Genomic DNA, 14305 nt, shown 5'->3' on the forward strand with positions numbered 1-14305 from the left:
CCGGCTACTCCCTTACCAGGGCACGCCCGTTGACCACCAGACGAGCCGGTCCCGGAAGGGTCTCACCCGGTGGCACATACGCGCTGGTCTGCCACATGCGTCCATCACGATCGCGCAGCGTGAGGGTGAAATTCTCATAAGTGTAGGTACCGCTGCCACCCGCCATGGCGCGGCGCGCCTCGGCCTCGCTCCAGCGCGATAACATCACACCGCCATCCGGCACCACCAGATTCCATCCCGAGCCGATCATGCGCATGATATCGCCACGATCTTCGTAACTGCCATCGGCGCGCAACACCAGGCGCGGTGCAGAGGCATCGCGATAATCAGCACGTGCATAGGTGCCTTGGAACCGCTTACCGCTGTGCGGTGAGATCTTCATCCACGGGCGTCCGCGATCCGAGATCAGGGTGTGATCGTTTTCGATAGTATAGGTCGTCGTGTAGGAGCCGCGTTGCACGATGACACGCCTGCCCTCGCGCCGCCAGGTTCCCCACAGAATCCGTTGCTGCTGGCGCTCCCAACTGAAATCCGATGCAATTCCCCGCACCGGCAATCGGCGGCGATAGGTGCCGTCGGGATAGAAGACATCGACCTCCAGATAGTCGCTGATCTGTGTCTGTACCTGCGGCGCCGTACCCAGGTTGGAGGTCTCGTAACGTCCCGTGGACGGATTGAAGATCTGCTGCTGTCCGCTGCCGACACCCGCGCTGGCGGAGAGGCCGCGTTCTACCCCGACGTAGACCCCCGACAGGCCCTTGCCGAACTCTGGATCGAGTTGGTGAGATTTGATCGGCGGCGCCTTGACCGGTGCACTGACGGACGGCGCCGTGGACGCACTCACCGGATGCGTGAAGTCCTGCACGCTGCCGATGGCGTTGACAAAAATGGACTCGTAGCGATTGTAGGTATCATCGCTGTCCGCCAGCACCCAGAAACGCGCACGCAACGAGCCTAAACGCGCGACAGCGGTCAGTGCGGTATAGGTCGTGCCCTCCAGTTGCGTTACACCTACGCCTTGGCGAAACCCCCATCCATTTGGCAGTGATTGTTGTATGGGTTGATGAACGGGTGTCCACGGACCGAGATCGACGAGCGCTTTTTCGTAATCCGATTCCAGTGCCCCCCCTTCGGGTACCGGTGGTTCAATAAGGAACAGCAGCGAATTGCCGGGTGCAAGATCGCCGGGCACCGCAACCACCACATTGTTCTCAACGCTGCGTGACCAGTCGGCTGGAAGATCGAGCCACGCGACCAGATCGCGCGCTGAGCTTGCCCACAGCAACGCAGGCATCAGCAGCGCGGCGCCACAGACCTTGACCAGAACACCCGGGATACCAGTGCGCATACTAGCGTTCCTTATGATGGTTTGATCCGACATGGAAACCGATCCACTCTGCAATCCCCGTGCGGCTGGTCGACGAGGCGAAAGCGTTTGCACTTGGGGCCGCTGCGCCGAAGGCGCACACCAGAATACAGATGCCAACGGGCGAATTCTTCGAGTCTGACACCGCCTGGAATTCCCGCTAGCGATTTCGATCGCTGGAACAAACAACCCGCTGATCACTCAGCCTCAGCGCGCAGATTACGGAGGCGCGAGGAACATCACGATAGTTGAAAATACCGCCGGGATAGACTGCGACGACGGTCCACTCATGCCTGCCCACGGTGCGAATATCGGGAACGAAGAATCGGGTATCCGGCGTTTGCGTGCGCGGTAAATTGCTTCCCTCAACAAAGTAGTGAATGGCGCCGAGTCTGCCTTGCCATTCCAGCAGAACCGATCCCGGAATCTGGGGTCTGACGACGGGGAAAGCCCTGAAGCCCGTGGGATTCTGCGGACCACTCGTGGTCACGGTCCGCAATTCGCTCGCACCGGACCTGCCGTCCGGATACTGCACGGTGACCCACACGTGATGTTCTATACCGGGAGCGAGTCCGGATAAGAGAAAGTTCATCGAACTCGGCAATCCTGGCCGATTGGCACCGTCCAATGTCGGCTGCCTCACCTGCGGTCCCGTAGCGGTGTGGTTGAACCCTTTGGCGGTTGCGTGAACCTGGTAATTGCTCGCTCCCGGCAGCGGTCTCCAGATAACGTATGCAGTGACGGCATCTTCAGCTTGCACCGCGACCAGCGACGGTCCGGATACCAAGTTGCGCATCGACACTTCGCGCTCCCCTGCCGCAGCGTTCCCGAATTGACGCGGTACAGCGTCAACACCTGTCTGGGTCGTCGCGGTTTCGCCCTGCCGCCCGCCGCCTAACAGAGAGACGCCACCTGTATCGCTCCCCGCCCTGGTCGCGGCGACCAGTCCGCTCCCCACTTGATAGCGCCCCGCCAACGTCGCCTGCCGGGTATTGGACAGACTCAGATAAATCCGCAACACCCCACCGCCGAACTTGCTGCTGGCCCCCGACTTCGCCGGGTCCTCGGGTAACGTGATCTCAACCTCATCCGGACTCAGGCTGTCACCCAGTTTCGCGTTCAGGCGCAGCAGCGGCTCATGCGTGGCATCATCGTCGGGATAGCCGCTTACGTGCGCATACTCCGCGCTGCCAAATCGCGCGCCCTTGAGTCGCATGGTGGCTCCCCAAGGGCCCCGTTCCGGCGCCACCGTCCCGGCGGTCGTCTCCTGTTCCGCTGTGACAAGCCGCGCCGCCTTCGACGCCTGGGTGGCTTCGCTATAGAAACACTGATAGCGCAGGGCGTACTTAATCGGCTCATCCTTCCCTGCCTGGTGACTGCGTACCAGAGGCTCGCCCGCCGGCTCGCAACCCGCGGGACAGGGATTGCCCACCGTGGGATCGCTGCCCCAGTTAATCCATTGAGTGCCGCAGTTACGGCGCGGCGGTTGTTTTGCGGCTGGCGCAGACAGTGGAACGTACATGGCTCTCGCGTCACGCTTCGACTTGTTTCCCACATAGGGATCGTCTTCGGTCTCTTTCAGCGCACCGCCATCACCCGATCGGGTCAACCGGGAGGCGCCGGGAGTATTACCTGCACCAATTTGATCGCTGGGCCGCAGGGACTGATCGCCGAGCGCTTTGCCGAGTGCCGGCGAATCGGGCATCCCAATCTGACCCTGCGGGCGTTTGCGTCCCACCCAAAGGTCATCCTCTGTTTCCGAGACGCTTCCGCCACCGATAGTGCGATTGTTTGATGAAATCGGACCAGGCACCGAAGGTGCGCCGGGTATTCCCTCCTGCGCAATGCCTGGCGCATCGGCGCCTGGGACCGTGCGGCGCTCGACGATCAGGGTATCGATACCGCCGGCACCTTCGTCGTCACCGCCCCCGCCCTGACCACCGCCCGATCCACCGCCCGATCCACCGCCACTTGAACCACCGCTGCCTCCGGAGTCGCTACCACCGGTACCACCATCCTTCGCCAAACCACCCCGTGGCGGGCGCAATCCCCCTACACCCAGGGTCTGCTCCTCTACCTGCGGTGTCTCCTCGCCCGGCTGCACCTCGCCCGGCTGCACCTCGCGCTGCGGCACCACGTCCGGCAGCGGTGCAACGCCGGTCACCGGCGTCCTGTTCGTGACCAACGGCCTGGGCACGCTCACCCCGCCCGGCGGCGCAATGTGAGGCGCTGGCGTCCCGGGTGGCGCACCCGAGTCATCGACGGACAAGCCCCGTTCGGTTGCCACGGCGTAGGAGGAGAGGAACGCAGACACCGCGCACCACAGGAATGCGCAAGCCCTGAGTAACGTCGTGTTCTGCATCATTCATTCCTCACCGCGGTATGTTGCGCGTTGGCACCGACGGTGCGGGGAGTTCACCCGAAACCCTTTCCACCAACGCGGTACCCGGCGCGGGTCGTAAAGCTTCGTCGGCATTGTTACTAGGTAACTTGGGGCCGAACAGACTCGGACTGCCGTCCTGATTTATCCCAGTGCCGGAATAGATGTACATGCTGCACTCCCATTTCGTGGCGGACTGCCCTTTGTTCGGCTCACTTTGCACATGAATCACGACACTCTCCTTGGTCGGCCTGCCGGTTGCGGTGTCGACCGATACGGTTTCCTCGTTCCACCCCACCGCTGTGCCGTCGGGCTGCTGAATCTTGCACCCCACAATAAGGTTCTGAATCGACTCCTGCAGTCCGGATACCTGGAGAGGAACCGTAAAATTCACGGTTTGAGCTGCGACGCCTAACGGCGTCCAGGCCGTTAACAAAAGAGATGTGATGATTTTTGTTCTACCGTTCATGGTGTGATTCCCTCTTTCCGTGATTCGAACTAGTCGGTTCCGCGCCGTTAAATGCATCAGCGCGGGGGTTGTGGCGTGAGGCCAATGCGGCCACTCAAGGCTTTCGGCAATACCGGCCGGGATCGCAATCGTTGACCCGCCATCTGCAGCGCTGGCGTCGTAAGCGAGAGGGGAGGCAGTTCGAGTTCCTCGCGGGGCGAAGTCCCCAGGGTCGCGAGCCGCTTACCGGTCATTCGCAAGGGCAGCGTGGTCAGTGCGGTCGGCGGTGATGTGAGTTCGCGATTGGCTCCTGCACTCAGGCGCAGGAGTCTTTTACCGGTCATCTGCAACGGCGACGTAGTAACCGCGATGCTCCCTTCGGCAAGCGTCTTTTCGCGCGCAACGTTGCCCAGTTGCTGAGGTTGCACGCTGTATCTACCCGCCAGCAGCGGTTCCACGTTTTTGGGTAAAAATAGATACACCCGCACCACTCCACCCTTGATCTCGCCCGACCATCCCGACTTGGCAGGATCGCTCGGCAACTGGATGTCGATCGCGTTGGCTCCATGCCGCCTGTGGATCGTGGCGGTCTGCTGCATGACAGCGGGTTGAGTGTCATCATCGTTGGGATACCAGTACACCCGCACGCTCTCCACGCTAGCGAACTTCTCGCCGCTGACGCGCACCGAATCACCCCAACCTCCGCTGTCAGGCGTCAGGGTGCCGACGGCCTTGACGGGCATGCGCGGCCCGCTGCTGATTGTCTGTGCGCTGAGTACGCGATTGCATTGATACTGCCTGGCCACCACCACGGTCTCACCCTGTGGATGGCTCTTCTCAAGCAGCATTTCACCCGGTTCGCAGTTGGCGGGACAGGGATTGGTCTGGGGATTTTTCTTGTCGGCCCAATCGGTCCAGTGGGTCCCGCAACTGATGCGTTTCATGGACGCCGGCTTCGCCGACGGGGCAATGTCCCTAGCCGCCTTGGCATCCGGCTTGGGTTTGTTGCCGACATAAAGATCGTCTTCGGTCTCCCTGGCACCCCCGCCGCTGCTCTCCGACCGCGCGCGGTCGGTAGCGCGTTTCCTGGCACGCTCAACGATCAGATCGTCGATATCATCGTCGTCGCCGGTTTTTGCGCCCACCAGAAAACCTGACGCTGCGAGCATCGATGTGGAACTATCGCTCGCGCCTGTCATATCGGCCATGGCCATAGCCATGAGTCCAAGAACGCAAAGTATGAAAAACCGATACATCAACCGCTTCTCCCTCATCTTTCATTTCAGTCCAACGGACCGCGGTGATCCATTTCTACGCCATTGCCGCGTCACGCACAGTCACATTGCTGGCAGCCAACAACACCGGTCGGTGCGCTTTTTTGAACACCACGAGGGGTCCCGCTAAAACAACTTCTTCAGCGCCTTCCAACCCTTCTTGGCAGCGTCCTTGATCTCGTCCTGCGGTTGGCTCGGTTGCTCGGGCTGCGCCGCCGGTTGCGACTGCGGCTGGGCGGTCCGTTGCGAGGCCGCTTGCGCTACGGCGTCGTAGCGCATTCCCAATACACCGTGCGGGCCCAGACTGGCGGTACCCTTAGCAAGCGGTGCACGATCGCGGGAGTAGCTCTTCTCGTCGCCGCGCAACGCCTCGTCGATGACGATCAACGTGTAATAAGCCTCCTTCTCCACGGCGTTGAGGTACTCCAGCCAGGTTCCCCAGATGGCTTGGTCCATCTTCTTGCCTTGTGCCGCCATGGCTTGGTTTTCCTGCGCCTGCCCGGCGGCACTCGCGGCCGCTGAGCGCTCGTCTTCCTGGCGCTCCAGGGCGGCCAGTTCCGGGTGGCTTTCGACGAGCTTTTCCAACTCTTCATCAACGGCATCCGCCTCGTCGAATTTGCCCGCTTGCATCAGCGTGCCGAGCTTCTTGGTGAGTTCCGTGTAGCGGCGCGCGGCCTGCGGATTCTTCTTCATGAAGGCGTTGAATCTGGCGTCTTCCGGCGTTGCGTCCTCGTTGGCAGGTCGTGCCGTATTCGCGGCCTGCTGCATCTGCTGAATTTGCGCTTGGCTCGGCATCATGGTGCCGAAGGCCGCTTGCTTGAGCTCGTTCTGTTTTTTGCTGTAGCGAGCGCTCAAAGTTGCATCCACCGCTTCCGATTTCGGACCCTTGCGCTGGAAGAACGCCGACTCGACGCGACTGCGTTTCTTGTAGAGGGCATCCAGTTCCGCCGGCTTGCGTTTTCCGGGCTCCCCGTTGAACCAATCAACACCTTCCAGGAAGCCGCTGAAATGCCGCAACCCGGCGTAGAACTGATAGGCCTCCTGCCCCGCCCAGCTATCATCCGTGTTCTTTGCCTCCTTGCCCCTGGGCGGAAGCGGCGCCAGCGCGTGCAGGGAAATACCTCGATAAGTAGGGCCGGTTTCACCCCCGGACTTGGTGATCGCCGTTTCGACATACGCCGCGTAGGCCTGCGCGGGCGTCTGACCCGACGCTCCCTTGAAGGCCTGCATCGCCCCGAGGGACTTTTCGTAGAACGCCTTGACCTTGTCGATGGGGTCGCGGGTCAGAAAGCACCAGGAGCGGTCATTGCCGCTTGCCGCGGCCTGTGTCGGTGTCAGAACCTTACCGTCGAAACCCCGCGATGGGTCCAATCCACGGCAATCGAGGGCTTGCAGGCCACCGAAGCTCGCGGGACTGCGTGGCGCGTTCTTGACACCAGCGGCTGGAAAAGCAGGCACCGCACCCTGGTAGAGCGGTGCCACCAGCTTCGGGGATTCCGCCGCCCACGCGCCGCTGATCAACAACAGCGCCGAGGCGAGCACCGTGGAACGGAGTGTCATCGAAGTTTTCATGATTCGCTTTCCTGTCTATGTGTGCGGTAGATATTCGCGTCACTTGCATCGTGTAGTTTCTTAGGCCCACGCTTTGGGCTCTCCCGATAATCACGCTGCCCGCGTTCAGTGCGTGAGCTACGGTCTCGCAGCGTTGTACTCTCTAAACAGTCGCCAACTGATGGATTGGGTTATCGCCAAGTCTTCTTCCTCTTCAGCCTTTTTGATGAAAACGGAATCTCCCGCGAGGGTGGCGTTATCTCCTCGCAGTCGTTGGTACCCCGGTTCGGCGAGGCTTGTTTGTGTTGTCAGCGGAAGCGTCAACTCCATCTCTTCTATCGTCGTCGTATCGCCATCTACGCACTTATGCGGTGCAACCACAGAGAACAATGTGCTGAAGATGTAGGAGTCTAGCGATGAGTAGAGGAACAGATTGCCGCTAAGCGGGGCGTCAGGATTGAACGAGACCAAGTTCGACTTGAGTTGATCCAACTGGAGTTGACAGGTTCTCGAATCGTCCTTAACCGTCCACTGTTCGAGCTTCACCCAAAATCTCATTTTGGTAAGCCATGCCGAGCCGGGCGCGATGTCGTAGCGAACCCCGCCTTCGAACGCCTCTGCGAAATCGAAAACCAGCCGCGCTGTGCCAGAGTATTGAGTGGTTTCGCCCTGCTCGACACGCTTGCCGCTGAACGAAATCTCTCCCACGTAGAACTTGCCGTCGACAATGGTGATGTTGAGGACCGCCGTCCCCCCCTGCCAGCCCCGGGGATCCAATTCCGCGCTGATCGTAACGGTTGCCGGATTGGGAACCGTTTTCGGAGCGGTATAGACGGCTTTATTCCCGTTCGCCTTGATGTGACCGACGACGCTGTTGCCACCCCTGATGCCGTTTACGCTCCACTCGGTTGTAATCAGCTTGAACAGCGGCTTTTTGAACATTGCCTGGTCGTGCCTGGACAAGCGTTCGTTGCACTCAAAGTAAATGGATTGGTCTCCCCGTGAGTTCCTGAAACAGTACTTCACCTCCAACGGCAATGACTGGAAGACGCTGATCAAATCTTTCTGTGGCAGTATCTGCGCCCCATGGAGATCCGAAGGCACTGAGAGTTCTGGCGCCACGAGCGGCGCGAGTATGTCGCCCTCGGACGCCGCCGAAGAAATCGGTGCAAAGACCAGTTCCGTGCCGATCAGGCCCGCGCAGGCAAGGGCTCGAAACACTCTGTGCACAGCAAACCCTCCGTGGGATAAGGAATAACGCCGCATCGACGCTCCGCTCAGCGATTTCCCGGGTGGTGCGCCAAGCCACCTTCCTGTATCGGTAACTCCCTTTGCATGAACCCTCGGCTCACCCATCAGCTACTTCAACAACTTGGCCACCTGTCGCCAGTCGGTCTGCTCGACGATGGCGATGGGCACGCGGATCTGCACCGGTTGCTGCTGGGGTGGCACGTCGCGATCCTCCCAATCGGCGGCCGAACCGATACCCATGACCAGAAGTTGCATCGCGCTGGGAGCGAGTTTGGGATCGAAGAAGGCGGGATTGTAGGCCATCAACGGGGTCGCGCCGGATGTGCCAGCGGTGACGATCTCTTCCTGCAGAAACGCCTCCGGTACGATCCGGGTTGCGGCGGGTGCGTTGCGCTGTGCAGGTGTCATTGCTCCGAGCCTGGTCTCCATTTCGGCGACCGCCCTGCGCACCGCCAGCGAGATGGGATTCTCGTCCGCCGACTGTCCGGCCATCTCGCGGATCTGGCGCTCCTGCTCGTGATCGTCACGCTCTGCCTTGGCACGCGCTGCGGCGGCACGCTTGGGATCGGACTCACTCGCCCCCGCCGCCTCGATCGCCTGGCGACGCATCTCCTTCATTTCGGGGCTGTTGTAAGTGGCCAGCATTTCCTGGGCAGCACTGTTGCCCTCGCTTGCCTGCTGGATCTGCACGCTGGCTGCTGCAATAGCCGCCTGCAGTGCCCGCTCCTGGCTGACCGGTATAAAGAGCGGCGCCTTTCCCGGCGCAGTGACCCAGAGATAACCGGCAAGTACCGGGAAGCCGGCAATCTCCCGTTCCGCCGGCGGCAGCATGAAGAACTCGCCGGACTCGTCGCGGTACCATTCGCTGCGTTGTAAACCCTGGGTGCTGCCGTTGCCCCCGGCGGGCAGACGATTGATGTCGAGACTGAAGCCACCGGGACCGTTGAGCGCGTATTGGCCCTTGATACGCAGCTGCGGCCCAGCGCCGGAACCGGGTATGGTCTCAATCGCGTAGGGCCACCAGATCTGCACGTAAAGATTGCCGGTGTGCAGCGATTCATCTGGTGCGGTCACGTTGACCCGCAGCTTTGGAAAGTAACCGCCCAGATCGGCGAGCGCCGGACTCTGGCGAATCAGTTTCGCCAGCTGGCGCAGGCTCGGCTCCCAGGCGTTGCGCACCTCGGGCAGCAATTCCTCCAGTTGCGCGCTCTCTTCCGAGTCGAGCCAGGCGCCCTTATCCGCACCCGGCTCCGCCGGCGAGCCCTTGATCAGCGGGAAACCGGTGAATTTGGGCGGATAACGACACTCGTACTGCACGTCGTAGAGGAGCTTGCCACCCTGTTGATGGGTGCGCTCCTTAATCCGTTCGCCGCGCTCGCAACCGGCGGGGCAGGGACTGGTGGTCGGATTGGCCTGATCTCCCCAGCCCGTCCAGTGTGTACCGCAGCTTCGACCCGGCGCCGCGTCGGCCGTGGAAAGCGCACACAACCACAGCGCACATGCCAGCACCTTGTTGTTTCGCCCTGTCAAACTCATCCCTGCCTCTACCGCACCTGCTGCCACTCGGCTTCGGGCCAGCTTTTTGGATTCTCAGTCCCTCATTGTCAGGTTTTCAGACGCTCTGTATATTCGACGGCAGACTTAAGACTCTTGGTATCCAGGTCTTAGTACTCTCATTACGAAAGGACGCTGTTGAGAATCCTGCTCGCTGACGACCACGCGCTGTTCCGCGACGGACTGCGTCATTTACTTGCCGGGCTGAATCGGGATATCGAAATCCTCGAAGCCAGGGACTTCCAGGAGACTCTCGACACTATTTCTCTCCACGGCGACCTCGATTTGCTGTTGCTCGATCTGCGAATGCCCGGGATGACTGGCCTGGGTTCGCTGAAGCGATTGCTGGCAGCGGCGCCCGCGCTGCCGATTGCCGTCATTTCGGCCAGCGAGGACGCCGAGGAGATGCACGAAATACTCGAAACCGGAATTGTGGGTTTCGTTCCGAAAAGCGAATCACCGGCGGTGATGAAACACGCCATCGAACTCGTTCTGGATGGCGGGATCTATGTACCACCCGCTCTCCTGCGCACCTCGCGCAACGCCAGACATCCGCTCCACGAGGAACTGACACCGCGACAACAGGACGTTCTGCGCCTGATCGTTGCCGGCCACAACAACAAGGAGATCGCTCGCGACCTGAATCTCTCCGTCGCAACGGTCAAAGCCCATCTTGGTGCGGTCTTTCGCGCGCTGGATGTGACGACCCGTGTTCAGGCGGTGATCAAGGCTAAGCGATTGGGTATTTTCGCGCTGCATGATGAGCGTTGAAGCGCACTATTTTCTTACCAGCGCCCGCCTAGGACGCAACAGGGTCAGGCTGCAACGGCCCGGTCAGGAGTTTGTTCAACAAGGTTCGGAGTTTCGCCGGCTGCACCGGTTTGTGCATCAGCTGATAACCACTGGCTTGCGCCTCTTGCAGTCTTTCCGGCGCGGTATCTCCAGTGATGATCAAACCCGGCAGTGAGGCGCCGTATATTGCCTGCAACCGTTCAATGACTTCAGCACCGGTAACACCCTCGCGTAACCGGTAGTCGGCAATCACGATATCGGGGTAATCACCCGTTTCCTCCAGTTGCGCCAACGCACCGGTCAGCTCTTCGGCTGCGATTACGCTGCACCCCCACCCTTCAAGCAAGACACGGGTGCCTTCGCGCACCTCAGCCTCGTCCTCGATAACGATGATCGTTTTACCTGCAAGATGATTGGTCAAAGCAAAACGTGATTGAGAGGGTGACTGCGCCAGCGCTTGCTCGTCCCCAACAGGAATCTCGAAAATAAAACGTGACCCTTCACCTGGCCTGGAGCGCAGTTCCACGCGACACCCCAGCAGATTCGCCAGGCGCCGCACGATGGCCAACCCCAAGCCCAGTCCTTTGGTACGATCGCGCTCCGGATTCTGCAGTTGAACAAACTCGTGGAAGACCTCTTCCTGCTTGTCGTAGGGAATCCCGACACCGGTATCAGTGACGCCTATAGCGATGCTGTCGCGCACCGGGGTGACATCGATTTTTATGCGGCCGTTGTCGGTATAGCGAATCGCATTGCTGAGCAGATTGAGCATAATGCGCTCGACAAGCGCCGGGTCGGAGTAGGCCACCAGATCCGCGCACTCCCAGTCCAAGCGCACCTTTCTTGCGCTGGCCTGTGGCGCATACTCGTGTGCGAGTCTTTCAATCAGTGGGCGCAGTTTGAAATGCGCAGGACTGGCCTCCACGATACCGGCGTCCAGCCGTGAAATGTCCAGCAAGGATTGGAACAGGTCATCCAGCGCGGATACGCAGCGTCTGATGCTCTCGACGATACCCTGGTCGGTGGAGCGCGATCCACGCTCCTGCAGCGCTGTGGTAAAAAGGGTGAGTGCATGCAGCGGTTGACGAAGATCGTGACTGGCAGCCGCCAGGAACTTCGACTTGGCGATGTTGGCCTGCTCTGCCGCCTCCTTCTGCTCGCGCAGTTGCTCGATGAGATCTAGATTCTCGAAGCGCAACAGGATGGCATCCAGCGCCGCTCTGTGGGCACGCCGCATGATCTGGTACAGGATCACCAGATAGACCCACATGCCGATTCCCAGTCCCAACCATGCGGGAGAACCCACGCTCATCAGTTTCAACGCCATGAGCCCTACCGCCGGTATCGCAAAGGCATACTGCACTTGCGGCCAGTAGGAGGTGACGAACACGGATCCCGCCGGTATACCCACCACCATGGTGACCATCAGCACCTGGTGGGGCACCGAATCAGGAAGGAAAAAGAGCACGCCGGCAGCGCCCCACACCACGCCATCCCAAAGGGCGGTCCATGCGATCCGCTGCGCCCAACGCCGCGCTGAGGCCCCTTCTGCGCTGGCGTCGGCGAAGTACGCGTGCACCAGCGCGAAACGCAGGACAGGAACGGAAACCGCAGCCAGCAGCCAAACCCCCAACAACCGGTGATCGACCCAGCCCCACATCCCCAGCACAACCACCAAGGGTAGAAGCGGCATAAAGGGTTGCACGCCCTGCAGCGCATGGAACATACGCCGGATACCTTCCGCGACCGCCGCCTCATGGTACTTGTCGGTATGCTGATCCAGCGCTCGGGACATGGGGAAATCCAGTGCCTGACGATTTGGCCAAGCATCGGAGAGATCATCGAAGGGTGTCAATAAAGATATTGCAGCGGGATGACTGGAACCTATCTCAACATCCCCAGCGTGCTGTGTAGGGGACTGAGAGATAGGTTCTAATTGCGTGGGTGGGATGGCGACATCGCACGCGAAACAAAGGGCTTGAAGCCGCGCTTGACCAGTCGATATCCCAGCAGCACAGCGAGGATCGCGCCGTAGATCAACGGTTCCCGCAGATCCGCTTTGACCAGCCACAGGAAATGGACGACGACGCCGATGGCGATGACATAGACGGACCGGTGCAGCCGTTGCCAGCGGCGCCCACCCAACCGTCGCACCATCGCATTGGTCGAAGTGATCGCGAGCGGGATCAGCAATACGAAACTGGCAAAGCCTACGGTGATATAGGGTCGTTCAGCGATATCGTCAACGATGTGCTCCCAGGCAAAGAACTGATCCAGCACCAGGTAGGTCGCGAAGTGCAACACGGCGTAGAAGAAGGCATACAGCCCGAGCATGCGCCGCAAGCGCATCAGCCAGTTCCAGCCGCTGAGATTGCGCAGCGGTGTCACCGCGAGCGTGATGAATAGAAACCGCAGCGTCCAGTCACCCGTGTAGCGGGTGATGGTCTCGATCGGGTTGGCACCGAGTTGATCGGACCCGCCCAACCAGACCAACCAGCCGAACGGCAGCAGCGCCGCAACAAACACCAGCGGCTTACCGATCCAGCGGACGCGCTGCTGGAGTGTCAGCATCGGTGTCGGTTACCGGTGGCCACAACCATCGCTCAAAAGAACTTCTGGAGATCCATGCCGCTGTAGAGCGATGCCACCTGTTCGGCGTAGCCGTTGAAGGGCAGTGTATCGATCCTGAAGAATTGCCCGATCCGGCGTTCGCGTTTCTGGCTCCAACGCGGATGATCCACCGCCGGATTGACGTTGGAGTAGAAGCCGTACTCGCGGGGTGCCTGCATATTCCATGAGGTCTGCGGCTGCGTTTCGCTGAAACTGATCTTGACGATGGACTTGATGCTCTTGAAGCCGTATTTCCAGGGCACAACCAGCCGCAGCGGTGCGCCGTTCTGATTGGGCAGCACCTCGCCATACATCCCCACCGCCATCAGCGTCAACGGATGCATCGCCTCGTCGATACGCAGCCCTTCCCGGTACGGCCAATCGAGTACCGAACGGATCTGCCCCGGCATCTGTTTGGGGTCGAACAGCGTTTCAAAATAGACGTATTTCGCGCGCGACGTCGGGGCGAATAGTTTGAGCAACGCGGACAACGGAAAACCCACCCACGGCACCACCATCGACCAGGCTTCAACACAGCGTAACCGATAGATGCGTTCTTCGTAATCCAGATTCGCAAGCAGATCATCGACATCGAAGGTCCCGGTCTTCTCTGCCTCGCCCTCAACGGTGATCGACCACGGCCGCGTCTGCATCAGGTGCGCGTACTGCGCCGGATCCTCTTTCCCGGTACCGAACTCGTAGAAATTGTTGTAGCTGGTCGCCGACAGCTTTTTGGTAAGCTCATCTTCGGTAGCGTAGAGGGTGTTTGGCGCGAACTTCAGACCTTTACCGGCCGCTTCTTTGGCCTGCAGCAGTTGCGGTCCGGCAACCAATGTGCCGATGGCGGCCAATGCCGAGGTGCGCAAAAACTCACGGCGTTGCTCGTAGATTCCCTGTGATGTGATCTCCGAAGAACGGATGGCGCTAGGCTTCTTGATCAGCATGGCGGACCTCTGTGCGATGGCGGTATTCGATTCGATACCCTGCTTACCCGGAGAGTTCACCATACCGGCTGGCAAGGGTCGGAGTCTTCACGCAAAGATCACATCTCGCCTAGGCACTGGCGATCGCGCCGCCGG

The 14305-nt window shown here is 60.4% G+C and carries 11 protein-coding genes; 1 reads left to right on the forward strand and 10 read right to left on the reverse strand.

The genetic code is table 11. The features are described 5' to 3' along the window. Nucleotides 1-4 precede the first annotated feature (4 nt). The 7 genes from DWQ09_17830 to DWQ09_17860 all read right to left on the reverse strand — a co-directional run bounded on the left by DWQ09_17830 (nt 5) and on the right by DWQ09_17860 (nt 9806). On the reverse strand, nt 5-1348 hold the full coding sequence (locus DWQ09_17830) for a hypothetical protein (protein ID KAA3626089.1): 1344 nt from the start codon (nt 1346-1348) through the stop codon (nt 5-7). Nucleotides 1349-1526: 178 nt separating this feature from the next. Beyond that, nucleotides 1527-3530, reverse strand: a complete 2004-nt coding sequence (locus DWQ09_17835) for a hypothetical protein (GenBank protein ID KAA3626090.1) — start codon at nt 3528-3530, stop codon at nt 1527-1529. 208 nt (nt 3531-3738) lie between these two features. After that, the gene (locus DWQ09_17840; protein ID KAA3626091.1) at nt 3739-4215 is read right to left on the reverse strand and encodes a hypothetical protein; all 477 of its coding nucleotides are present in this window, start codon (nt 4213-4215) and stop codon (nt 3739-3741) included. A 56-nt stretch (nt 4216-4271) separates the two neighbouring features. After that, a complete protein-coding gene (locus tag DWQ09_17845) occupies nt 4272-5450 on the reverse strand; it encodes a hypothetical protein (GenBank protein ID KAA3626092.1) in 1179 nt (392 codons plus the stop codon). Between the two features lie 144 nt (nt 5451-5594). Then, nucleotides 5595-7040 carry a hypothetical protein gene (locus DWQ09_17850; GenBank protein ID KAA3626093.1) on the reverse strand — a complete coding sequence of 482 codons (1446 nt, stop codon included), beginning with the start codon at nt 7038-7040 and terminating at the stop codon, nt 5595-5597. A 117-nt stretch (nt 7041-7157) separates the two neighbouring features. Beyond that, nucleotides 7158-8249, reverse strand: coding sequence for a hypothetical protein (locus DWQ09_17855; protein KAA3626094.1), 1092 nt, complete (start codon nt 8247-8249; stop codon nt 7158-7160). Nucleotides 8250-8378: 129 nt separating this feature from the next. Then, on the reverse strand, nt 8379-9806 hold the full coding sequence (locus DWQ09_17860; GenBank protein ID KAA3626095.1) for a hypothetical protein: 1428 nt from the start codon (nt 9804-9806) through the stop codon (nt 8379-8381). Between the two features lie 156 nt (nt 9807-9962). Here DWQ09_17860 and DWQ09_17865 point away from each other — a divergent pair, with 156 nt between their 5' ends. Beyond that, nucleotides 9963-10595: a DNA-binding response regulator gene (locus DWQ09_17865; protein KAA3626096.1), complete on the forward strand. Its 633-nt coding sequence runs from the start codon at nt 9963-9965 to the stop codon at nt 10593-10595. 28 nt (nt 10596-10623) lie between these two features. Here DWQ09_17865 and DWQ09_17870 read toward each other — a convergent pair whose 3' ends face one another. The 3 genes from DWQ09_17870 to DWQ09_17880 all read right to left on the reverse strand — a co-directional run bounded on the left by DWQ09_17870 (nt 10624) and on the right by DWQ09_17880 (nt 14170). Then, nucleotides 10624-12411: a response regulator gene (locus DWQ09_17870; GenBank protein ID KAA3626097.1), complete on the reverse strand. Its 1788-nt coding sequence runs from the start codon at nt 12409-12411 to the stop codon at nt 10624-10626. Between the two features lie 137 nt (nt 12412-12548). Further along, nucleotides 12549-13187, reverse strand: a complete 639-nt coding sequence (locus tag DWQ09_17875; protein ID KAA3626098.1) for a protein-methionine-sulfoxide reductase heme-binding subunit MsrQ — start codon at nt 13185-13187, stop codon at nt 12549-12551. A 32-nt stretch (nt 13188-13219) separates the two neighbouring features. Then, on the reverse strand, nt 13220-14170 hold the full coding sequence (locus DWQ09_17880) for a protein-methionine-sulfoxide reductase catalytic subunit MsrP (protein ID KAA3626228.1): 951 nt from the start codon (nt 14168-14170) through the stop codon (nt 13220-13222). Between the last annotated feature and the right edge of the window lie 135 nt (nt 14171-14305).

It is taken from the genome of Pseudomonadota bacterium (assembly GCA_008501635.1).
Lineage (GTDB): Bacteria > Pseudomonadota > Gammaproteobacteria > QQUJ01 > QQUJ01 > QQUJ01.

Excerpts from the sequence above, each read along its gene's own strand:
- DWQ09_17840 (KAA3626091.1), bottom strand. The coding sequence starts at position 4,215 with ATGAACGGTAGAACAAAAATCATCACATCTCTTTTGTTAACGGCCTGG.
- DWQ09_17870 (KAA3626097.1), bottom strand. The coding sequence starts at position 12,411 with ATGTCCCGAGCGCTGGATCAGCATACCGACAAGTACCATGAGGCGGCG.
- DWQ09_17860 (KAA3626095.1), bottom strand. The coding sequence starts at position 9,806 with ATGAGTTTGACAGGGCGAAACAACAAGGTGCTGGCATGTGCGCTGTGG.
- DWQ09_17875 (KAA3626098.1), bottom strand. The coding sequence starts at position 13,187 with ATGCTGACACTCCAGCAGCGCGTCCGCTGGATCGGTAAGCCGCTGGTG.
- DWQ09_17845 (KAA3626092.1), bottom strand. The coding sequence starts at position 5,450 with ATGTATCGGTTTTTCATACTTTGCGTTCTTGGACTCATGGCTATGGCC.
- DWQ09_17830 (KAA3626089.1), bottom strand. The coding sequence starts at position 1,348 with ATGCGCACTGGTATCCCGGGTGTTCTGGTCAAGGTCTGTGGCGCCGCG.
- DWQ09_17850 (KAA3626093.1), bottom strand. The coding sequence starts at position 7,040 with ATGAAAACTTCGATGACACTCCGTTCCACGGTGCTCGCCTCGGCGCTG.
- DWQ09_17880 (KAA3626228.1), bottom strand. The coding sequence starts at position 14,170 with ATGCTGATCAAGAAGCCTAGCGCCATCCGTTCTTCGGAGATCACATCA.